The organism is Paenibacillus sp. PK4536 (genome assembly GCF_028594455.2).
GTDB classification, from domain to species: domain Bacteria; phylum Bacillota; class Bacilli; order Paenibacillales; family Paenibacillaceae; genus Saccharibacillus; species Saccharibacillus nuruki.
In genome coordinates this window covers 872,688-894,236 of sequence record NZ_CP126313.1, presented here as the reverse complement: position 1 = coordinate 894,236, position 21,549 = coordinate 872,688, and the positions used below count along the sequence as shown (strand labels likewise).

Below are 21,549 nucleotides of genomic sequence, written 5' to 3'. Positions count from 1 at the left end.
GAGGTCAAAATAGAGATATATAACCTTTTTTTATAAAAAACCTTTTAAATCATGTTGTTCATACCGATAATAACTATAATGAATTGCGTAAAATTAAATTTTATAAATTAAATTTTTGTAAAAATATAAAGAATGGTGATTCAAATGTCGAATAAAAGTATATATTAAAATATAGGCAAAAAGAACTGATTCAAATAGATTACTAATTGTCGAAAAAAGTAATATTATAAGTCGATTATTCTAAAAAAGTATAAATTAGTATATTATTTGATGATTTAAGAACCCGTCGTTAGTCATAGCATGTCCATCACTTAGATTTTAAATAAGAGGAGTTAATTACTACTATGAAATTATTTCGAAATATGACCGGGAGCTTGTTTTCGCGGATATTATCTATTGCTGCTTTGTGTATTGTTTTGGCTATGGCTGTTTCTATTACAGCTGTTGGCGTAATGACGACTCGTTCGTATGAGTCTATGAATACGAACTCACTAACTCGTGTAGCGAATGAGAAAGTCACAGAACTTCAAATGGCAGTTGCTGCTCAACAAACATTAGCTAGTTCCATTTCTAAAGAAATCTACAATGTTGACTTTTTTCAAAATCTTATCACAACAGGCGTAACCAATACGGCTAGCTTCAATCGTATTCAAAACAACTTTAATGATAAATTACAAAACTCGAATGGATTGTATGAAAATATATTCTTCTCTTATCAAGACAAAGTATTTTTGGATGGTCTTGCAGGAAAATCGCAAGGAACAGACTTAATCTCCACATCTCCTTGGTACAAACAAGTAATGAATAGTGGTAATCCTATGGTGTCTGAAATGCAGATTTCACCTGTAACCGGCAATCCTGTTATTGTAGTCGTTGAACCTGTCAAAAACCCGACGACTAATAAAGTATTAAATGTATTTGCACTTCCTATGAATATCAATACGCTATTGGATGGCATCACTCAAAAAGAAAAAGAGCAAACGATTAACACAATCGTGACTAATGAAAAAGGTATCGTTATTGCTTCACAAGATGCGAATCAAGTGCTTAAGACTGATTTTACCCAGTTGAATAACGAAGATGGACTTAAAACGATAGGTACTGCTGAAAATGGTACAGGTTATGTAACTATTGGTGGCGAACGTTATCTTGCTTCTTTTGTGAAAGATGATTCTTTGAAAATGAGCGTAGTTACATTTCTTCCTGTAAGTAGTTATATGAACGATCTATATAGTATTTTAACAACTATTGTTGTGATCACAATTATCGTTCTGATCATTGCTCTAATTATTCTTTTCCTAGTCGTACGTAGTATTGTCAAACCAATCCGTCTGGCTTCTGAGCAATTAGAAATTATGTCCAAAGGTGATTTCTCTAAACTATTGCCTACGCAATATGAAAATAGTGTGGGTGAAACGGGCGTATTGATTCGTTCGATGAACCGGATGCATGAATTTACAAGACAAGTCGTTCAATCAGTGAGTGAAGAATCCAGAAATCTTAAAGAAGCTAGCAATACAGCACACACGATGTTTATAGATATGGATAAAGAATTGCAAGACGTATCGGCAACTACGCAAAATATGTCTGCTGGTATGGAAGAAACAGCCGCTTCTGCACAACAAATCAATGCTTCTACCGATGAATTTGAAAAAGCGATTGAATCTATCGCTAAAGGCGCTCAAGAAGGTGCAGAAGAAGCGAATATCATTAGTAAACGCGCTACTGATTTCAAAGTAGCTCTAGAAAAATCAGTTGCAGAAACGACTGTAGTCTATGAAGAAGTAAAAGTCGGTTTAGATGAAGCTCTTGAACAATCCAAATCAGTAGATACGATCAAAGAGTTAAGCGAATCTATTCTACAAATTACAAAACAAACTAACTTACTTGCGCTAAATGCTTCTATTGAAGCGGCAAGAGCAGGTGAAGCAGGTCGAGGATTCGCAGTTGTCGCAGAAGAAATCCGCAAGTTAGCAGATGCTTCCAAAGACACAGTCGGTCAGATTCAAGTGATCACCAGCAATGTTACAGATTCTGTAGGGAATCTACAGAACTTTACACAACGTCTAATCGATCTACTAACAGGTAATATTGCTAAAGATTATGCAATGATGAACAAAACGAGTGAATCGTACTTGAATGATGCTACTTATATTGATCGTATGGTTTCTGAATTTAGCGCAACGAGCGAAGAATTAAGTGCTTCAGTACAGAATCTAGCTCAAGCGATCAATGAAATCTCGATTTCTAACAATGAATCAGCTGAAGGTACAGAAGAGATTGCAGATAAAACAACGGTTGTTGTAAACAAAGCAAATGAAATTGCTGAAGAAGCGAAGAAAACCAATGATAGTGCAGATCGTCTGAACCAAATGATTCAACGCTTCAAAGTATAATTAAACCGAATGCCAGTGTTGCAATAAGGGCCCATTAGGTCCATAAATAGGGTCCATTTTCGGAAGAGGAACATGCGAGATTTCAGCCAAAGCTGTCGCATGTTCTTTTTCTTTGTCTGCTGGAGTACGTGTATTGTAGGACATGCCATCAGGATAGGCGCCTACAATTCGAAAATCAGGGCTGGCGGATAACCGCTTATGCCCTGTGCCCGCAGGTAAAACGACTACATCGCCTGTCTGCAAAGTGAATATTTTTCCTTCTTTACCGCCTAGTTGTACTGTCACATGACCACTGATTACGCCTAAAACTTCATGTGCATTACTGTGATAATGATGATAATCAAATACACCATTTGTCCAACTATTCAGCCACTGGTGTTGATTGAATATAGATTCAGTCTGTGCCGGATTGTTGTGAAATGCTTGCGGATACAGCAATACAGGTAAATGAGGATTATTAGGAATTCCTTGATTAGATTTAAAGTAAAAAGCTTGAACAGTCTGAGTGCTCATATGAATAAAACCTCCTTAAAGAAATGCATAAATATACAATGTTGCTATACACAAATTGACATAACCAACCGATAATACAGGCAGGGAATAATGAACAAGAAAGGGGTAATCTATCGGACAAAGGGGCAATACCTATGAATATTTCTTCCGTTACATCAAGTGCATACCAAACAGCTTCTGCTGCAACTACAACCGACACCAGTGCATTGGAAAAACAAAAAACAGCGTTACAATCTCAATTAACCAAATTACAAAGTAGCACAGACCAAAAAGATAGCGAACAACAGATCAAACAAGTGCAACAACAGATTCAACAAGTACAGCGTCAAATCGCTCAAGCTAGTGCCAAATCCAGTAATAGTGATTCTTCAGATACCAGTACAGTATCGACAGATTCGACAAGCAGTACAGGTTCTACTGCCAAAGCAGCGATTCAATCGATTAAAGATGTACAAGAAGCTGTTCGACAAACGCAGGAAGATGAAAAAGCCAAACGCAGTACAGCCGATATGGGTGTAGGCGGATTACTAGATATCACTGTTTAATACACATATCGTGGAATATTGAAAAGCTATCTTTCCTTGGAGATGGCTTTTTTTGCTATACATACGCTTGAAATGAATTGCAAAATGATGATGATTTTCAAGGATAATATGTATTTCTGAAAATATATGATTTACAGTATCAAAATGATAGTGTTAGGATAACTAATAAACGTTTGGATCATTATACGCATACAGCACAAAGGAGTATACAGAAATGAAAGAATATGTAGTCAGTCGGATGTACAAAGCTTCAGCAGGAATGGCAAATGCTGTTCTGGTCACACTGGGAATAGGATTGCTTTTCGAGACATTTGGTAAATTTCTTGGATGGGATACACTGATCGCTATCGGATCGGTTGCCAAAATATTGCTTGCGCCTGCATTAGGAGCAGGGATCGCTTTTCAATTGGGTGGCAATACGCTTGTTCTTTTTAGTGCGATGATCGCAAGTACGATCGGTGGAGCCGCTCTTCATCTCAATGTAGAAGGCGGAATGACGCTTGTACCCGGACAGCCCATCAGTGCTGTGCTTGCAGCGATCGTAGCCACATATGTAGGAAAACGAATTACAGGGCGTACCAAGCTTGATATGATGGCAATTCCGTTAGGGGCTGTTTTTGTCGGCGGATTAGTGGGCGCAGGGCTTGCTGCTGTAGTGACACCGTTATTAATTACGATTAGCGCAGGAATTACGGAATCAGTACAAGGTTCTCCTATTTTAGCTTCGATGGCAATCTCATTAGTATGGAGTATATTGTTAATGTCTCCAGCATCGTCAGCGGCGATTGCGATTGCACTCAAATTAGATCCGGTATCCAGTGCAGCCGCATTGATTGGATGTACCGTTCAATTTGTAGGATTTACATTAATGTCTGCTCGACAGAACGATGCAGGCGGAATTATAGCGCAGATTCTAGTCACTCCCAAAGTACAATTTCCCAACTTGGTCAAAAATCCACGATTGGTTTTACCTACGTTTATCGCAGCGATTATTTGTGCTCCGATTGCTACTCTGGTATTCCATTTCCAAGCTTCATATGAATTAGCAGGTTTAGGATTGAACTCGATGATTGCACCGTTAAATATTTTGGCGACTCAAGGAGCTAGTGCATTTATTGTATATCTAATGATCGGTGTTCTTTTACCTGCAATTATTACACTGGTTCTCTATTATGTACTCAAAAAAATAGGCTGGGCAAAAACAGGCGATCTGCATATGGAAGTACAATAGATGTGAACAGATAATTAGAAGTTGAAGTTATCAAAAAAACTATATTGTAGAAGGCTTTTTGATAAGATCTATTCTATATGCTTCATCTGTGCTCGAAGCAAGCGGTTGACCGTTTCCCGTCGTACACCGATTAATTGTCCAATCTCATCTTGCGTTAGAATATCAGTTATGGGGATATCGCTGAGATAGTTCTGGAACCAACTCTGTAAATGAGTTAATTTGTCAGCAGGAGCAATCTGGGTCAGTTGATCGATCCGCTGTTGCATCATCCGCAATTTATCTTGTAATTGGACAGCGATGTCACGGTAGCGAAGCGGTTCACGTTCCAATTGTGCATACCATTCGGTGGCAGAGATCGGTTCAACTTCACTGGTTATTAAAGCAATCGCTGTTCCATGATACGCCATCGGGCTGATAAGCGAATGATGTGGAATCGTTTCTCCAGGCACAATAATATTAAATAAAATAGGATTACCATCTTCATGCAGACGTACAATTTTAAAAAGACCGCTAGTGATATGATATAGCCCACCATGTTCTCCTTGTCGGAACAAAAATTCACCTTTATGTAAAATCATCATCTAACCTCTTTTCGCTAATTTGCTCAAGCTATTTTACTGTGTATGCAGTGAGATAGCTTTTTTATTTCCAAATTTTATTTTAATCTTCATTCTTTTTTCTCGATTCTAAGATAAAGTATCCTAACTTCGTCAATAAATACAAACAAAAAATAATCATAAGAGTTCGAGAGATAACGTATCCGTCTATCGCCAAGTCGTACCCTGATGGAATTAAGAATTCACTGTTAAAACTTAGCCATAAACCGAAAAGGATCGGTGCAATAATACAAATTACCGCTAACACTCTTAAATCACCTTTCATTACATCACCTCCCTCATATTATTGAATGGTTATTATACACTAGACAGTATCATCAAGCCGACGTATACTATTCTCAACTAATTAGTAAAGATCATTTACTAATTACAAAAAAAGTTCAAAGGAGCATGTCATGTTAATGTCTATCGGCAATCCGCAAATGATCCGCAATCTGAATGAATATTTGATTTTGGAAGTGATTGTGCAACACGATAGCTTATCGCGAGCAGAGATTAGCCGGCGCACTGGATTGAGTAAACCTACCGTTTCTTCAGCAGTTCAGAATTTAATCCAACATCAATTAATTGCGGAAATAGGACAAGATGATAGCAATCAGCAGGGACGCAAAGGGCAATTGCTTTCATTTAATCCAGCAGTCTTCTATATTGTAACACTGGATATCGGAGCAGATTATATTCGTACCGCTTTAACAGATTTGTCAGGCAAGATTATTGAGACAGGGCATTTTGTTCTTGAAGCTTCACATATCGAGCAGAGCATGTTAACACAGCTAAAAACACATATGGATCAGCTCATCGCACAGGCAAATGTTACATGGAATCAAGTACGCTTTTTATCAGCAGGAATTCCAGCGGTTGTCCATCCTGACAATGGAACCATTCATACGCTACTTCCTCAATTTGAACCTTACTATTCTGCATTATCCTCTTCTTCATTAGCTTCTTTATTTCCTTGTGAAATCCTTCTCGACAATGATGTTAATCTAGCAACTATCGCTGAAAAAGAATATGGAGCTGCACAATCGGTGCAACATATGGTCTATGTGTCTCTGGGTGAAGGAGTAGGCGCAGGTATTATGATTGATAGCAAATTGTATCGTGGCTTATCCGGGTCCGCAGGTGAAATGGGTCAATGTCTTTCTCGCTCTGTTCATGGAGAGCGCTTAGAAGAGCAGATCGGTGGAGCAGGGCTTCGTCGTCTTATTCAACACTACAGTGCTTCTCATACGGATGCGACTGTCTCTGATTCGATCAGTCAATGGGATATTCCAACCTTGATGAACCAAGCGCGTCAGCACAATCCAGATGCACAAGCTATCGTGGAACAATACGGACAACAACTTTCATTATCACTAATTAATTTAGCATCCATGTTAGCACCGGAAATGATCGTTTTTGGCGGAGACATAGGAGAGCATGCAGATTTATTTATTCCGACTCTTCAGCAGCAGATGGAACAATATGCTCCAGTGTGCCCTCAATTAACGACAACTATGCTAACCGGCAAAGGTGTGATTCAAGGAGCGGCATGGTCAGGTATTCACCGAGCTTTTCAATATATAAGAGAAGATATGTTAGTGGTAGGCGGTAAAATATTATTTGCAGAGCAGGAGGACAAAGAATGAGTACAGGCTTGATGATCGGAATCGATATTGGAGGAACCAAAACGTTAATGATCGTTACCGATCGTGAAGGTTCTATATTAGCGCAGCACAAGCAACCTACGATTCAAGCAAGGCAACCTTCGGCTTTTTTTTCGGCTTTATTTGAGCAAGTACATCATCTCCTGTCTACTATCGATCGCACGATCGCAGACATTGAAGGGATCGGTATAGGCTTGCCTGGAGCAGTCAATGTCGCCACCGGAGTGATTACCCATATTCCAGCGCTTCCTTTAGACGGAGTATCGTTGATAAAGCAGATTGAACCCTTTTATCAAGGAGCTTTGTATTTGGATAATGATGTGAATGTAGCCGCCCTTGGAGAACACTGGCAAGGAGCAGGCATCGGGAAAAAGCATATGATTATGCTCACTGTAGGCACAGGCATCGGTGGCGCAGTTATTTTAAATGATACCTTGTTCCGTGGTGCCGACTATACCGCAGGAGAAGTCTCTTATTTTGTTGTCGATCATCAGCCAGAGCAGAGATCGCTTGAAGTGGTTAACAGTCATGAATTTGGACGATTCGAATCCCATGCATCCGGTACAGGCATAGGCATATACGCCAGACAATGGTTAACCAGTCAACAAGCAGATGCTACTCATCCGATTGTTGTGCACGCAGGAGGAGACATTGAGCAGGTACAGGCTGTAGATGTATTGATGCTAGCACAAGCAGGAAATAGTGATGCACAAGAGATTATGAATGTACCAGTCGATTATATGGCGGCAGGTATTGCCAATATGATTTCGCTACTCAATCCAGAATGTGTAGTGATTGGTGGCGGTGTAGCAGATTCTAGCTATTATATTGAACAATTAAGCCAACGTATTCAGCAGTTTACTCCGATTCATGCACAACTCGTTCCTGCGGTATTAGGCAATGTGGCTGGAGCGCTTGGAGCAGTCTATGGTGTATTGAATGATCCATTAATGATGAACCCACATAGCCGTTAGATCAAAAAGGAGTGATGATCATGATCTCCATATGGAGTGCTAAGTTAAAAGGAATACGGGACTCCTCAAAGCGGCTAGCGGATCAATGGAAAGAGGAACAGTCACCCAAAGACGTGTTGCTACGTATTCGTAGCTTTTATTTGCTCGCCGGATTAGCAGGTGGAATCTTTAATCCCTATCTATCTTCGATGCTTGTAGGTGGAGGGCTTGGTAGTGGACAAGTAGGTTTGTTGTTATCCATCGGTACGTTTATTTCGATTCTGGTACAACCTGTCTGGGGATTCGTTGTGGACCGTTTTCAGCAAATGAGATTGGTGCTGTTATTGAGTGTAGCGATTCCAGGTTTGTTATCGATTCTTTATCAAAGTCCGTACTTCTTGATTCTGATAATGGTGTATACGATCTCTACCGTCTTTACAGCGACTCAAGCACCAATGGCGGATTCATATGCACTGGTGGCGGCGCAAAAAGCCAATACTACATACGGAGCAATCCGGTTTCTGGGTAGTATAGGTACAGCAATTGGAGGTTACCTCGGTGGATTGTATGTTAGTCGATACGATGTATCTCTAATTTGGATTCCTTTTATGTTGTTCAATGTATTAGCCGCTATATTGGCGTTTACGTTACCTCGCCGTTCTGATGAAAGTCGGATTCTGAATCAATCGCTTAGTGCAGGTATTAAGACGTTATTAACCAATCGCTTATTTTTATTTTTCCTCGGGGGAAGCTTACTAGTTAATCAGACACTCACTGCGTTCAACTCGTACTTTGTGCTGTCTTTTCAAGATGCAGGCGGTACATTACAACTGGCAGGAGTCGGTCTGTTGATTGCTTCAGCCGCTAATATTCCTTCGATGTTAATCGCCGCCAAAGTGATTCGCCGTATCGGGCATGAGAAAATGTTGCTGTTAGCGGCGTTTGCTTATATTTTGCGCTGGGGCATTCAGTGGTTATTTCCGGTGCCTTCTGTCATGTTAGCGGTACAATTGTTACATGGTTTATCCTTCGGGTTCTTCTATATTGCGGCGGTAGAATATGTATCACGTATCACATCCAAACATATGCAAGCGACCGGACAGAGTATTTTTAATATGGTGTTTGTCGGTATTGCAGGTATTATTGGTAATCTACTGAATGGCTATTTACTAGAACTGGGTGGTTCGCAAGCGATGAATCTTTCCTGTGTGATCAGTGCGATGCTAGGTTCTCTTTTATTATTATATGTGGCGCTTCAGAGTCGTCATTCTTCTTCGGCTGTTCCTCAATAATATTCGACAATTATTTTATTTTTAAAATAATCCTCAACAAATAACAGCGAAAAGCGTAAACTAATAGTAAATATACTTTCTATAATGAAGTTAATGTATCGGACATTTGGCTAACATCTATTCTTATGTGTAGATTTATACGTAAAACAAGATAGTCTGTGTCGGGAGCATTCAAGGGGGAGGACCATTTGCTATCTCAAAACTGGTATCGCCGTCTGTTGCTATCGTATTTTCCTATTTTTTTATTAACTGTATCGATATTGATCTTTTTATCTTTTCTAGTGATTAATGAGATTTCACGTCAAGAAACCGCCAAAGCTGATCGTATTTCTACAGGATATATGATGGATACGTTAGAGCGATCGGTCAGTGAAGTAGAGCTGGATATATTAAGCGATCTGGAGACTGCAAGTGTCTATCCTTTATTTCTAAATGGGAATAACGTTGACAATACAGCGGTAACTTATCAGACGATTGATCGGCTACGGCTGTTAGAAAATAATAATGAACTGATTGCTTCGATCTATATGTATCGGGATACCGATCAGCAAGTATTGACGCTACATGGGATAAAAGATTTGAACGCTTTTGCCGATCGTGATTTTGTTCAAGCGGCTTTGCAAGCGCCAGAACAACGGGGTTGGTCGAGTGTACGCTCATTTGCTGAAATGAGTAATGACCCCAAGCGTGAAGTGATTACGATGTACAAACGCTTGCCATTACCTTTCGGAGATCAGGGATTGGTTGTTATTAATATTAGTGTCTATGCGATGAAGCAAATGATCGCTTCTATGTTCAATCCGCAGGTATCTTTTCTGGAAGTTCAAGATGCTTCAGGATTACCGATCTATCCTGCTACCACTACAGACGATGCAGAACATGGTAAAACGCTAACTACTCTTCATTCCGATCGATTGGGATGGACATTTGAAAGTGGGATTCGTGCAGGGCAACTTTTTGCGTGGGTATCGGTTATCTCCTATATCTGGATATTGATCGGTATATTTGTAGTTGGGGTGTCGATTGTCTATATTATCTATATTACACGCAAAAATTATAAACCAATTCAGGTCATGATGGAACGTATTGAGTCCCTGCAATTAGGTGGCGAATCGGCACGTAAAGATGAATTATCGTTAATTGATCATGCCCTCGAAAGCCTGATTGAGCAGACGATCGATTATGAACAACAATATCATGAGAATCTACTGATTCGTCGTCGTCGTTTATTTATGAATTGGATCGAAGGGGAACATCCTGAAAATATGCACCAAGAACTGCAAAATGTACATATTTTCAACGATTACGTTCGTTCTTCTCCTACTGAAGTTTCTACAGAATTGCCGTATTATGCTGTGATCGTTGTCGAGATCAAAGACTATGATGCTTTTCGGGAAAAAGGAAATGTGCAAGAACATAATACGCTTAAATTGGCGTTAACGAATGTTTTTCAAGAACTGGTACAGCAAGAAGGATTGCAAGGTTGGTCAGAATGGATCAGTGTACGTCGTGCCGGAATTATTATTTACGGGATACAGCAAGAAGAACGGCAATGGAATCGTCGCTTGTTTGACTTAGCTGCGAACAGCCGGGAGTGGGTAGAACATAATCTGCATCTGACGATTACGATGGGGACAGGAATCACGGTTCATGATCTACCTCAAGTACAACAATCGTATGAATCTGCGCTACAGTCGTTAGGATACAGTATGACGCTGGGTCGCGATGGGATTGTGATGTATAGTGATCTGCCTCAAGGTCGTGAACAGGAAAGTTATCGCTACTTGCAGAATATCGCTGATCTGGTCAAAGAATTTCGTCTGACTCAAGAAGTATGGCGGGATCATTTGAAGCAGATGTTAGATCGTGCTGAAAATGAACCTTTACGTGATGAAAGTATTCGCTCACTAGTATTATCGCTTTTACAAATGTTAAGTCGTGAACTGGAAGGGATGTCTGAACCACTGGATACGTTGTTAACCGGAGATGCGGCGAATAGAGCGATGGAAGCTATAGCAGAAGCAGAAACGGTGGAAGATGTGCATCAAGCTTTACTCCCCTATCTGGATCAGGTCTATACTCATTATGTTGAAGCAGGTGAATCGACCAATTATCATGCGCTCATCGGTGAGATGAAATTGTATATCGAAGATCATTTTGCCAATCCAGACTTATCGTTGAATCATCTGAGTGAACGCTTTAATGTCACTCCCAAGCATGTCAGTCATTTGTTCAAAGCAGAACTCGATATCAAATTTATTGATTTTCTAGTACAGCTTCGACTTCAACGAGCAGAAGAATTACTGTATTCAACCGAAGATACGATTCAGAATATCGCAATTCAATTAGGCTATGCGAACTCGATTACATTTGGACGGGTATTCAAGCGGATTATCGGCGTGACCCCTGGTGACTATCGTAAGCTCAAAATGAAGCCTGCTTCATATGAATCGAAATGATGTCGCTTTTAACTAGAAGTGTATGCTCAAGTATCATTGAATAATACGATAAAAGATGTCGCTTTTTTGAAGGTAGCCTGTCGCAATCTTGTTGTATGCTTTGAATACTGACATGTTAAAATGACTTCAAGTTATACTAAACGACTCGCGTATACGGAGGGCTAAGCACATGGAGCAGATCATTAATGTAGGTATTATCGGATGTGGTGGAATCGCACAAGGGAAGCACTTGCCATCACTAGCGAATCTGGATTATGTCAATGTGGTTGCATTTTGCGATATTATTCCTGAAAAAGCACAAGCACTTGCTGAGCAATACGGTACAGCGAATGCACAAGTCTATGAAGATTATCATGAAGTGTTGAAACGTGAAGATATTCAAGTCATTCATGTCTGTACACCGAATGATGCTCACGCTGAAATTGCGATCGCTGCGATGGAAGCAGGCAAGCATGTCATGAGTGAAAAGCCGATGGCGAAAAAAGCAGCAGATGCACGCACAATGTTAGAAACAGCTAAAGCTACAGGCAAAAAATTGACAGTAGGTTACAATAACCGTTACCGTCCGGATAGCTTAATGCTCAAGCAATTATGCGAGCGTGGTGATCTAGGTGAAGTCTATCATGCCAAAGCACATGCTGTGCGTCGCCGTGCTGTACCGACATGGGGTGTGTTCTTAGATGGAGATAAGCAAGGCGGAGGCCCATTGATTGATATTGGAACTCATGCGCTTGATCTAACCCTCTGGATGCTGAACAACTATGAAGTCCATTCGGTTACTGGATCGGTCTATCATAAGTTATCTCAGACCCCGAACGCTGCAAATGCATGGGGACCGTGGGACCCTGAGAAATTCAAAGTAGAAGATTCCGCATTTGGATTTATTACGATGAAAAATGGTGCTACCATCTCGATCGATGCGAGTTGGGCGCTGAATGTGCGTCAACCTGATGAAGCGAAATGTACACTTTGCGGAACCAAAGCAGGTGCAGACATGAATGATGGGCTGCATATCAATGGTGAAGATTTGGGCAATTTGTATGTGAAAGAAGTTCAATTGGGTGGCAGTGGCGTTGCTTTTTACAGTTCAGATCATGATGAGAAGCCTGAATTTATGGAGATGCGTCTCTGGATGGAAGCCATTATCAATGATACGGAACCTGTAGTCACACCAGAGCAAGCGTTAGTCGTATCCGAGATTCTAGAAGCGATTTATACGTCTGCTGAGACAGGGCAAACGGTTTATTTCTAATTGGATATCCTCTGGTGATGAGTCTATATGAACAAAAAGTGATTCGATTCTAAGAATCACTTTTTATTTTGCCTTTTTTTAGAGTATTCTCTACATGTCGCTTTTTTATAGTGTGGTTGTCATCTTAATTCATTTCAAATGTTATCTAAAATATGATATTTTGTCGGTAGAGTGTCACTATTTTAAAGTACAATCATTATACAGTGGGAGTGAAGATCATGATCAAAGTAGCAATATTAAGTTATTGGCATGTACACGCACAGGACTACACTAACGATACGTTAAATCATCCAGATACAGAAGTAGTAGCAGTATGGGATGAGGTTCCAGAGCGAGGTCAGAAAAAAGCCGCAGAACTCGGTGTTTCTTTCTACGAAGATCTGCATGAACTATTTGCGAATCCTGATATTGATGGTGTCGTGATCACCACTCCTACTGTTATGCATCGTGATGTGATGATCCATGCAGCAGAAGCGGGCAAACATATTTTCACCGAAAAAGTAATCGCTTCCACCAATGATGAAGTAGATCAAATTGTAGAAGCAGTCAAAAAAAATAATGTGAAATTAACAGTATCTTTACCACGCTTGAATGCAGGTTATACGCTAGCGATTCAGCAATTACTAGCAGATAACGTACTGGGCGACTTAACACTGGTACGTACCCGTCTTTCTCATGATGGAGCGACACAAGGCTGGTTACCGGATCACTTTTTTGGCAAACAAGAATGTGGTGGTGGAGCATTGATCGATCTAGGCTGTCATCCCGTTTATCTTGCTCGCTTATTTATGGGAATGCCTGAAAGTGTGTCTGCTAATTATGGTTATGTGACAGGGAAAGAAGTTGAAGATAATGCAGTCACCACATTCCGTTATAGCCATGGCGGTGTAGGGATTGTAGAAGCTGGATTTGTTAATCGCTTTTCACCATTTGTTATTGAAGTTCACGGTACACTTGGCAGTGTATTGTACAGTACTCATGATGAGAAATTGTGGTTACGTGCAGGGGACGATAAGGCATGGCAAGAAGTGACTATACCCGCAGATCGTGAGACTGCGTATCAGCAGTGGGTTGCTCATATTCAGCAGGATACGGAAGCTACAGAAAATATCGGACTCGCAGTAGACTTAACTCGTCTAGTACAAGCTTCTAACCAATCTGCGGCAGAAGATCGTCCGGTTCGATTATAATTGTAAGATATAGATCAATCTCTTATCTCTCATAGAAGAAAGGACGAAGATCATGATCAAAAATGAACGATTCGTCCCGTTACAACCGATGCGTGAAAAGCCATTTTTGCTAGAAAAGCTAGACTTGAAGTTCCGCTGGGGCAATTATGGTTTTCGGGTATTACGTTTTCATCTAAATTCGTTTGCACCTGGAGCCAAAATAGGATTTCATAAGCATTCGGAATTTGAATTTCATTTTGTCGCTTCTGGTAAAGGCAGTGTGGTATTGGACGATCAGACTTATTTTTTACAAGAAGGAATGTTTTATCTGACAGGACCTGATGTGTTACATGCGCAGGAAATGGATCAATATGACCCTTTGGAAGAATTATGTCTGCATCTAGAGATCGTTCCGTTAACAACTGATTCGTTCATAGAGCGGATGGACAATGATAAGAGTATAGCTTCTGTAGAACCTGCGGATTGGGGCAAAGAACAAGAAGTCTCTGAAGCAGAACAATGTGTACGTCAATTGTATGATTTGCCTGCACGTCCGATGATGGATCGCAGACAGACGATGTCCTATTTTTATCGTGCTTATGATGCGATTGTGAATCATGAATCCGGGGTGTATGAGACGATTCGGCAGTGTATTATTCAGATTATGTTATTGACGACTCATGCATCCAATCAGGAAAAGCAGCCATGGTTAACGTTACCGCATCGGGAAGCGTCTGAAGTGCATTTTCAAATGGCATGTCAGTTTATACGGGATAACTATATGTTTCCAATTGCGCTAGAAGAAGTGGCGACCACAGTAGGCATTAGCAAACGTCAGTTACAGCGTGTTTTTCAAAAATATACATCGGCTACATTTACCGCTTATCTGGAAGAAGTTCGTTTGACGCATATTTGTACAGAACTTCGTATAGGGAACAAAACGGTAGAGCATATCGCTTTAGATAATGGTTTTGAAAATGTAAATTATCTATATCTGGTCTTCAAAAAAAGGTATGGTATGACTCCTCGTTCTTTCAAAGAACAATCTCAACAGATCATCAACGAATAATGGCGTGATAAATACTTGATCAGGAGCTGAATAGCAAATGACCTCTAAAATTCGTATAGGTATTATCGGCAGTGGCGGTATTGCACGTATGCATGTCAATGCGTATCGTCAGATGGAAAATGTAGAGATTGTAGGTGTGGCAGATATTGTGCCTGATCGAGCCAGTCAATTTATAGCGACTCATCATTTGAACCAAGCACACGCTTACGAGGATCATCTGGTATTGCTAGAGCAAGAATTAGATGGAGTCAGTATTTGTACGCCTAATGTATCGCATTATCAGACAACAATGGATGCTCTTGCCGCAGGTAAAAATGTATTGCTGGAAAAGCCGATGTCTGTGACGTTGCAAGAATCTGTTGAAATGGTAGAGATGTCCAAAAAATCTGGAAAAATGTTATCGATCGGCTTCCAACCACGTTATGATCCGAATATGCAATTTATTCGCAATTATATTCAAGATGGCAATCTAGGTAAAATCTATTATGTTGAAGTCGGTGGTGGTCGGCGTAGAGGAATGCCGCAGGGTACATTTATCCGCAAAGAATTAGCAGGTGCAGGTGCACTCGCTGATATCGGTTGTTATTCACTGGATCTAGCTCTTCATACACTGGGTCATCCGAAGCCGTTAACGGTATCTGCCACAGTATCCAACCACTTCGGAACCAATCCCAAGTACCATCCTGAAGCAGACAACTTTAATGTAGAAGATTTTGGTGCTGCATTGATCCGTTTAGAAGGCGGTATTACCCTTCAATTCAAAACAGCTTGGGCGATGCATATGGATACGCTGGGAGCGACACGTTTCCTCGGAACAGATGCCGGTATGAAAATCACTCCTTATGGCGAAGGCCCATGGTCAGGCGTATGGGATGGTGGTGTCGGTACGATTACCAAGTATCATGATATCGGTGGTCGCTTAACCCATACTCCAATTCCATGTGTACGTTCTGATCTGAATTTATTTGATGAAAAAGTAAAAGATTTCGTCCATGCTGTAGCGAATGGATTACCTGCTCCTATTTCGGGAGAACAGATTATTTTGAATCAAGCGATTATTGATGGGATTTTCCGTTCTTCTGAACTGGGCAAAGAAGTTGATATTGTATTACCTTAAGCGCTTGATGTTATAAGCACGAACTAAGTTCAATGATATAAGCTAATCATTCAACAAAGAACCTTTCGATTATTCGATCAAAATCGAGTGCGAAAGGTTCTTTTTTATGCCTTTTTTTAAATTAGATAGGAAGAATAACGTTACGTTAACTCACATATACCTCAATGCGGAAAATAGTTCATCATCGGAATATAGTTGATTATTAAAATGATACCGTTTTCATTGATAAAGTTTATGCTCGGAAAATAGTTGATTGTCTGAATATCGCTGTAAATGCCATACTGAGAACATCCCAAAAGGAGCATATGACAATTATGCTAACTTTTTCGTACAAAGATAAACGTTCTAAGGGAGATAAGCTGACAAAGGGGTTGAGAAGATGAAAAAAGGTCCAAATCAAAAAATGGTTAAAGGTGTCACAAGCTCAATGTTGGCAATTGTATTAGCAGGCATTACCATTTTGGCGGGATGTTCTTCCAATGAAAGTAGCAGCGGTGCCACAAGTGCAGATGGAAGTTCTATTTTAAAAGTAGAAGTCTTCGATCGTGGTAATTCTCCATCCGGTTATACCATTAGTGATAACTATATGACCAAGTTAGTTGATGAACGTTTTGGCAAACCGAATAAAATTGATGTGCAGTATGTACCGGTTCCTCGTTCCGATGAATTGCAGAAGTTGAACGTCTTGATGGCAAGTGGAGGCGATGTACCTGATATCGTATTTACTTATGATCAAGGAACATTCAATCGTTATGCAGAACAAGGTGGATTGACGGATTTAACAGATTTGCTCAATCAATACGGCCCTAATCTCAAAAAATTCTTAGGTGATGACACACTGGCTTACGGGCAAATAGAAGGTAAACAATTTGCGATTCCAGGCAAGCGGTCTGTTCTTGGGAAATATGCTTCTTATATCCGTCAAGATTGGTTAGATGAACTGAAATTACCGATGCCACAAACAACCGATGAGCTGTATACGACACTCAAAGCTTTTAAAGAAAAAGATCCGGGCAAAGTCGGTAGCGGTCTAATTCCATTCGGTATGACGATTGCACCTGCTCAATATGATCCATTGTTATGGTCTTTTGTCCAACAACCATTAACAGATGAACAAAAATATACATTAACACAAAAGCTAGGTTCCAGCGATTATCCTACATTATTGCCGGGCTTCAAAGAAGGTCTGCAATTTATGAACAAACTATATAACGAAAAACTGATCAGTACAGACTTTGGCTTAGATGAAGACAAAAAACAATTATGGCAAGATGTCCAAAACGGTAAAGTCGGCTTTTATACCGAAGATGCTGGTGAATTGTATTTCACCTATAACGGAACCTACAAAAATCTAAAAACCAATGTAAAAGGTGCAGAATTAACACCTACTGATGTCTTTACTAATAATGAAGGCAAACATGCCAAACCCGAATATGCTTCGAACGGTCTGTATATTATGATTCCCAAATCTAGCCCTAGAGCGGTGGAAGCGATCAAATATCTAGACTGGATGGCTTCAGACAAAAATTTATTTGATATGCAAAATGGTGTAGAAGGCGAGAATTATACACTCAAAGACGGCGTGCCTGTTGCCAAAGAAGATGCGACAGAAGAAGCAACCAATCGCTTGTACAACTACGGAGATATGGCAATTATCGCTAACGGTAAAATCGTAGGTACAGAAGAGCAAAACAACGATGCTTATATCATGCAGACACCGGAAGAATATCAAGCCGCGATGCGCAAATCTGTGGAAATTTCCAATACAGATACCATCCCACCCGTTAACTTCAGCGTTCCTATCAAAGCCGAAGCTAAATATGGTAGCGGGCTACAAGACAAATACAATCAACTAATCGTTAAAGCAACAATGGCTCCAACCGCCCAATTCGATACCGTCTACGATTCACTACTCAAAGACTATATGAGTAGCGGCGGTCAAGCCATCCTAGACGAACGCACCAAAGTATTCCAAGAACAAGGCGCGAAGTAAAAAGATTAGATAACCAAGGTTTTTAAAATTTCTCTACATTAAATCAACCCAATTCACTACCTCAAAACTAATCATTTAACCAATCGAATCTATACATCAAATCAGCCATACAACCATTTAAAGCAACTCCCTAATCAAAAGCCGAAACCTGCTATACCGCACCCAATGTGCAAAAACCGCAACGCCATCTTTAAAGAAAAATGTGCTCCTACCACTAAGCGTAGTGAACAGATTCTTTCTAAAAGTCGCCTTTGAGACTCGGATATCGACCGCCCAGCGGTCAAATCAAGATATCCGATCTTACCAGCGACGCCAAGAAAGAATCCGTTCACGAAGCGCTTTCCCACCAAGAGCACATTACCACTCAAACCAGAGTGAGGTTTTTTCCACACCATTTTAATGAAAGGGGAGTACCAACGTGAGAATGTCTACTTATCTTCGCAGATACTGGCAGTTGTATTTCCTGCTCATTTTACCGATTGCTTACTTTCTGACTTTCAAATACGGGCCGATGTACGGTATTCAGATTGCTTTTAAAGACTTTAACTTTTTTCAAGGGATCAATGATAGTGAATGGATCGGTTGGGATGCATTTCGTGAAGTTTTTCAAAATCAGGATTTCTACAAAACATTACGCAACACATTAATGCTGAATTTTCTAGATCTGTTGGTTTCTTTTCCAGCGCCTTTACTACTAGCGATCATGCTGTATGAAGTCAAAGCCGTCTGGTTCAAAAAGTTATCACAGACTATTCTGTATATTCCGCATTTTATCTCATGGGTCATTATTGGAGGCATTGTGTATCAAGTATTCGGTACGCAATCAGGATTCGTTAATAATATGTGGATGGCTCTTGGATTTCAGCCGATTCCTTTTCTAACTGATCCAAATTATTGGTTGGTGACATATCTGCTGACCGGTGTATGGCAAAGTGCAGGTTGGGGAACGATTCTCTATCTAGCTGCATTAACAGGTATCAACAAAGAACTATATGAAGCCGCAGATATGGATGGAGCAGGACGACTGAAGCGTATCTGGCATATTACATTGCCTGGTCTGAAAACAACGATTATTACACTGCTGATTATCAATCTCGGTAATATGGTCACGATCGGATTTGAACGTCCATTTGTGATTGGTAATGTAGCGGTACAAGATTACTCGGATGTACTGAGTACCTTTGTATATCGGATCGGTCTAGAATCAGGGCAATACACATTAGCAACAGTCGTTGGTCTTTTTCAGGCAGTCGTGGGCTTGATATTTGTACTTGGTGCGAACTATGCGTCTAAGAAATCGACAGGAGAGGGGATACTTTAATGGATAAATTAGCGGATATTAGCAAAACAACAGCCGTCAAAGCCAAGCCAGCTAGCAGTAAAGGCGATCGGATTTTTGATATCGTCAATGTCACGTTACTAAGTATCGTTGTGCTCGTCTGTCTGATTCCTTTTATTCATATTCTGGCGATCTCACTAAGTTCAGCACGTCCGATCATGTCGGGTGAAGTTTCTCTTTTTCCAGTCGAATGGACGGTAGAAGCCTATGTCAAAGTATTTAGCGATATGTCGATGATTCGGTCACTTGGATTCACCGTTATGCTGACAGTCATTTTTACTATTTTATGTATGGCAATGACGATTGCCGCAGGGTATCCATTATCCAAGTCTAATCTTAAAGGACGCGGATTCTTTATGGTATTGATTATTATTACGATGTTTTTTAGTGGTGGTATTATTCCAGAGTATATTCTGGTGCGTAATCTACATTTACTAGATACGATGTGGGCATTGATTTTACCCGGATTGATTAGCCCCTTTTATCTGATTATTATGATTTCCTTTTTCCGCAATATTCCCGAAAGTCTAGAAGAAGCGGCTGAAATAGATGGAAGCAGTCACTTTTATACATTATGGCGGATCATTTTACCGTTGTCTTTGCCAGTGATCGCAACGTTAAGCCTTTTCTATGCAGTCGGACGCTGGAATGGATTTATGGATACGCTCATGTATATTAACAGCCCGGAATTATATCCGTTACAGCTCAAATTATATCAATTGATCCAAAATAATATGGCAAGCGAATTGATGCGTAATGAAGTGGTTGGTTCAGCACAAATGATGCCTGAAAGTCTCAAAGCCGCCAGTGTTATTTTTGCCACACTTCCGATTCTGATCGTGTATCCGTGGTTGCAACGTTACTTTGTCAGTGGAGTGATGTTAGGGGCAGTCAAAGGTTAAAGCTATTGCACATCTAGAAGGATCATGAAAGGAGTCTATATGCTTACATCCAAAGGAGAATATTCATTTTCAACATGCTGGAATATTAAGCGTCATTCTAGTGGAGCAGAGATGATCGCAGAGATTCAAGAGCTTGGATTTCAGCAAGTGGAACTCAACTATAATGTGACTACTGAGATGCTAAAAACGATTGAACCGATGATTGAACGTGGCATGATCGGTATATCTAGTGTGCATAATACATTTCCTCATACACCTGATCCTGATTATGGCACTGATTCGGTATTGCTAGGCTTTGATGATGAAGTAAAACGGCAAAAGGCGATAGATCTACTGGTGGGTTCAGCTGAGTATGCTCATCGTTATGGAGCCAAAGCTGTGGTCGTTCATCCCGGAGAGATTCCTTTTGCAAACAATATAGATGAGACGTTAAAAGGCATTTATCACGAACAAGGCAAAGACTCACCTGCTTATCAACAGCTATGGTCTGAAATGATCGAGCGTCGGGAAAGTCTATCCGAGCATTATTTAGAGCGTATTCAGCACAGTCTGGAAGAGGTATGTGACCGTGTATTATCCAAAGGATACAATGTGGCTTTTGGTATTGAAACACGTTCACGTTGTTACCAGATGCCTACCTTAGCTGAAGCGAAAAAAGTACGTGAACGGATGAAAGGTGCACCTGTCTATCTCTGGTACGATATCGGTCACGGAATGATGATGGATCGAATGGGCTTGTATCAGAATGCCGAAGAAGCTAACGCTATGAAAGACGATATTATCGGTGTGCATATTCATGAAACGTTAGGCTTATCCGATCATTGGTGTCCTTATATCCATGGTAAAGACATGACTTTTTTCGATCGCTTTCTCGATATTATCGATGCAGCGCCTGTCAAAGTATATGAACTAAAAGCCGCTTGTCAGCCTGAAGAGATTGAAGCCAGTCATCAGCTCTTAATCTCCAAAATTCAAGAGCGTCATCATAAATAAAACAGGATACCGCAATACGAAATAGATCATACACAGACAAATCGATATCAAGTAGAAAAGCAA

17 protein-coding genes are annotated in these 21,549 nt (G+C 40.4%); 15 read left to right on the top strand and 2 right to left on the bottom strand.

Features of this window, described 5'->3' with window-relative positions:
• The first annotated feature begins 344 nt into the window (after positions 1-344).
• Positions 345-2,396: a methyl-accepting chemotaxis protein gene (locus PO903_RS04205; RefSeq protein ID WP_245703479.1), complete on the top strand. Its 2,052-nt coding sequence runs from the start codon at positions 345-347 to the stop codon at positions 2,394-2,396.
• On the opposite strand, the gene PO903_RS04200 is transcribed toward PO903_RS04205, so the two are convergent.
• On the bottom strand, positions 2,397-2,909 hold the full coding sequence (locus tag PO903_RS04200) for a cupin domain-containing protein (RefSeq protein WP_273592689.1): 513 nt from the start codon (positions 2,907-2,909) through the stop codon (positions 2,397-2,399). It lies immediately after the preceding gene.
• Between the two features lie 134 nt (positions 2,910-3,043).
• Here PO903_RS04200 and PO903_RS04195 point away from each other — a divergent pair, with 134 nt between their 5' ends.
• Together PO903_RS04195 and PO903_RS04190 are read left to right on the top strand one after the other, a co-directional pair.
• The gene (locus PO903_RS04195; protein ID WP_273592688.1) at positions 3,044-3,454 is read left to right on the top strand and encodes a FlxA-like family protein; all 411 of its coding nucleotides are present in this window, start codon (positions 3,044-3,046) and stop codon (positions 3,452-3,454) included.
• A gap of 214 nt (positions 3,455-3,668) precedes the next feature.
• Positions 3,669-4,685, top strand: coding sequence for a PTS sugar transporter subunit IIC (locus PO903_RS04190; RefSeq protein ID WP_273592687.1), 1,017 nt, complete (start codon positions 3,669-3,671; stop codon positions 4,683-4,685).
• Between the two features lie 68 nt (positions 4,686-4,753).
• Here the strand turns inward: PO903_RS04190 and PO903_RS04185 are convergent, their stop codons facing one another.
• Positions 4,754-5,263 carry a Crp/Fnr family transcriptional regulator gene (locus tag PO903_RS04185; RefSeq protein WP_273592686.1) on the bottom strand — a complete coding sequence of 170 codons (510 nt, stop codon included), beginning with the start codon at positions 5,261-5,263 and terminating at the stop codon, positions 4,754-4,756.
• 434 nt (positions 5,264-5,697) lie between these two features.
• Here PO903_RS04185 and PO903_RS04180 point away from each other — a divergent pair, with 434 nt between their 5' ends.
• The 12 genes from PO903_RS04180 to PO903_RS04125 all read left to right on the top strand — a co-directional run bounded on the left by PO903_RS04180 (position 5,698) and on the right by PO903_RS04125 (position 21,486).
• Complete coding sequence (locus tag PO903_RS04180; protein ID WP_273592685.1) at positions 5,698-6,930, top strand: ROK family transcriptional regulator; 1,233 nt, start codon at positions 5,698-5,700, stop codon at positions 6,928-6,930.
• Entirely contained in the window at positions 6,927-7,922 is a 996-nt protein-coding gene (locus tag PO903_RS04175) for an ROK family protein (RefSeq protein WP_273592684.1), read from the top strand. Before PO903_RS04180 ends, PO903_RS04175 begins: the two co-directional genes overlap by 4 nt.
• Before the next feature lie 20 nt (positions 7,923-7,942).
• Complete coding sequence (locus PO903_RS04170) at positions 7,943-9,193, top strand: MFS transporter (protein ID WP_273592683.1); 1,251 nt, start codon at positions 7,943-7,945, stop codon at positions 9,191-9,193.
• Between the two features lie 188 nt (positions 9,194-9,381).
• Positions 9,382-11,652, top strand: a complete 2,271-nt coding sequence (locus tag PO903_RS04165; protein ID WP_273592682.1) for a helix-turn-helix domain-containing protein — start codon at positions 9,382-9,384, stop codon at positions 11,650-11,652.
• A 169-nt stretch (positions 11,653-11,821) separates the two neighbouring features.
• Positions 11,822-12,904: a Gfo/Idh/MocA family protein gene (locus PO903_RS04160; RefSeq protein WP_273592681.1), complete on the top strand. Its 1,083-nt coding sequence runs from the start codon at positions 11,822-11,824 to the stop codon at positions 12,902-12,904.
• Positions 12,905-13,122: 218 nt separating this feature from the next.
• The gene (locus tag PO903_RS04155; protein ID WP_273592680.1) at positions 13,123-14,094 is read left to right on the top strand and encodes a Gfo/Idh/MocA family protein; all 972 of its coding nucleotides are present in this window, start codon (positions 13,123-13,125) and stop codon (positions 14,092-14,094) included.
• A 52-nt stretch (positions 14,095-14,146) separates the two neighbouring features.
• A complete protein-coding gene (locus tag PO903_RS04150) occupies positions 14,147-15,142 on the top strand; it encodes an AraC family transcriptional regulator (protein WP_069328002.1) in 996 nt (331 codons plus the stop codon).
• 37 nt (positions 15,143-15,179) lie between these two features.
• Positions 15,180-16,259, top strand: coding sequence for a Gfo/Idh/MocA family protein (locus PO903_RS04145; RefSeq protein ID WP_069328003.1), 1,080 nt, complete (start codon positions 15,180-15,182; stop codon positions 16,257-16,259).
• Between the two features lie 379 nt (positions 16,260-16,638).
• On the top strand, positions 16,639-18,252 hold the full coding sequence (locus tag PO903_RS04140) for an extracellular solute-binding protein (protein WP_069328004.1): 1,614 nt from the start codon (positions 16,639-16,641) through the stop codon (positions 18,250-18,252).
• A 424-nt stretch (positions 18,253-18,676) separates the two neighbouring features.
• Positions 18,677-19,573, top strand: coding sequence for an ABC transporter permease (locus PO903_RS04135; protein ID WP_371748239.1), 897 nt, complete (start codon positions 18,677-18,679; stop codon positions 19,571-19,573).
• On the top strand, positions 19,573-20,493 hold the full coding sequence (locus tag PO903_RS04130) for a carbohydrate ABC transporter permease (RefSeq protein WP_273592679.1): 921 nt from the start codon (positions 19,573-19,575) through the stop codon (positions 20,491-20,493). Before PO903_RS04135 ends, PO903_RS04130 begins: the two co-directional genes overlap by 1 nt.
• A 39-nt stretch (positions 20,494-20,532) precedes the next feature.
• Positions 20,533-21,486: a sugar phosphate isomerase/epimerase family protein gene (locus PO903_RS04125; RefSeq protein ID WP_273592678.1), complete on the top strand. Its 954-nt coding sequence runs from the start codon at positions 20,533-20,535 to the stop codon at positions 21,484-21,486.
• The last annotated feature ends 63 nt before the right edge of the window (positions 21,487-21,549 follow it).

Bases quoted from the DNA above. Each gene is read 5' to 3' on its own strand.
- PO903_RS04140 (WP_069328004.1), top strand. From the start codon at position 16,639: ATGAAAAAAGGTCCAAATCAAAAAATGGTTAAAGGTGTCACAAGCTCA.
- PO903_RS04125 (WP_273592678.1), top strand. From the start codon at position 20,533: ATGCTTACATCCAAAGGAGAATATTCATTTTCAACATGCTGGAATATT.
- PO903_RS04195 (WP_273592688.1), top strand. From the start codon at position 3,044: ATGAATATTTCTTCCGTTACATCAAGTGCATACCAAACAGCTTCTGCT.
- PO903_RS04185 (WP_273592686.1), bottom strand. From the start codon at position 5,263: ATGATTTTACATAAAGGTGAATTTTTGTTCCGACAAGGAGAACATGGT.
- PO903_RS04155 (WP_273592680.1), top strand. From the start codon at position 13,123: ATGATCAAAGTAGCAATATTAAGTTATTGGCATGTACACGCACAGGAC.
- PO903_RS04180 (WP_273592685.1), top strand. From the start codon at position 5,698: ATGTTAATGTCTATCGGCAATCCGCAAATGATCCGCAATCTGAATGAA.
- PO903_RS04200 (WP_273592689.1), bottom strand. From the start codon at position 2,909: ATGAGCACTCAGACTGTTCAAGCTTTTTACTTTAAATCTAATCAAGGA.
- PO903_RS04190 (WP_273592687.1), top strand. From the start codon at position 3,669: ATGAAAGAATATGTAGTCAGTCGGATGTACAAAGCTTCAGCAGGAATG.
- PO903_RS04160 (WP_273592681.1), top strand. From the start codon at position 11,822: ATGGAGCAGATCATTAATGTAGGTATTATCGGATGTGGTGGAATCGCA.
- PO903_RS04175 (WP_273592684.1), top strand. From the start codon at position 6,927: ATGAGTACAGGCTTGATGATCGGAATCGATATTGGAGGAACCAAAACG.
- PO903_RS04205 (WP_245703479.1), top strand. From the start codon at position 345: ATGAAATTATTTCGAAATATGACCGGGAGCTTGTTTTCGCGGATATTA.
- PO903_RS04145 (WP_069328003.1), top strand. From the start codon at position 15,180: ATGACCTCTAAAATTCGTATAGGTATTATCGGCAGTGGCGGTATTGCA.
- PO903_RS04130 (WP_273592679.1), top strand. From the start codon at position 19,573: ATGGATAAATTAGCGGATATTAGCAAAACAACAGCCGTCAAAGCCAAG.
- PO903_RS04170 (WP_273592683.1), top strand. From the start codon at position 7,943: ATGATCTCCATATGGAGTGCTAAGTTAAAAGGAATACGGGACTCCTCA.
- PO903_RS04150 (WP_069328002.1), top strand. From the start codon at position 14,147: ATGATCAAAAATGAACGATTCGTCCCGTTACAACCGATGCGTGAAAAG.
- PO903_RS04135 (WP_371748239.1), top strand. From the start codon at position 18,677: ATGTCTACTTATCTTCGCAGATACTGGCAGTTGTATTTCCTGCTCATT.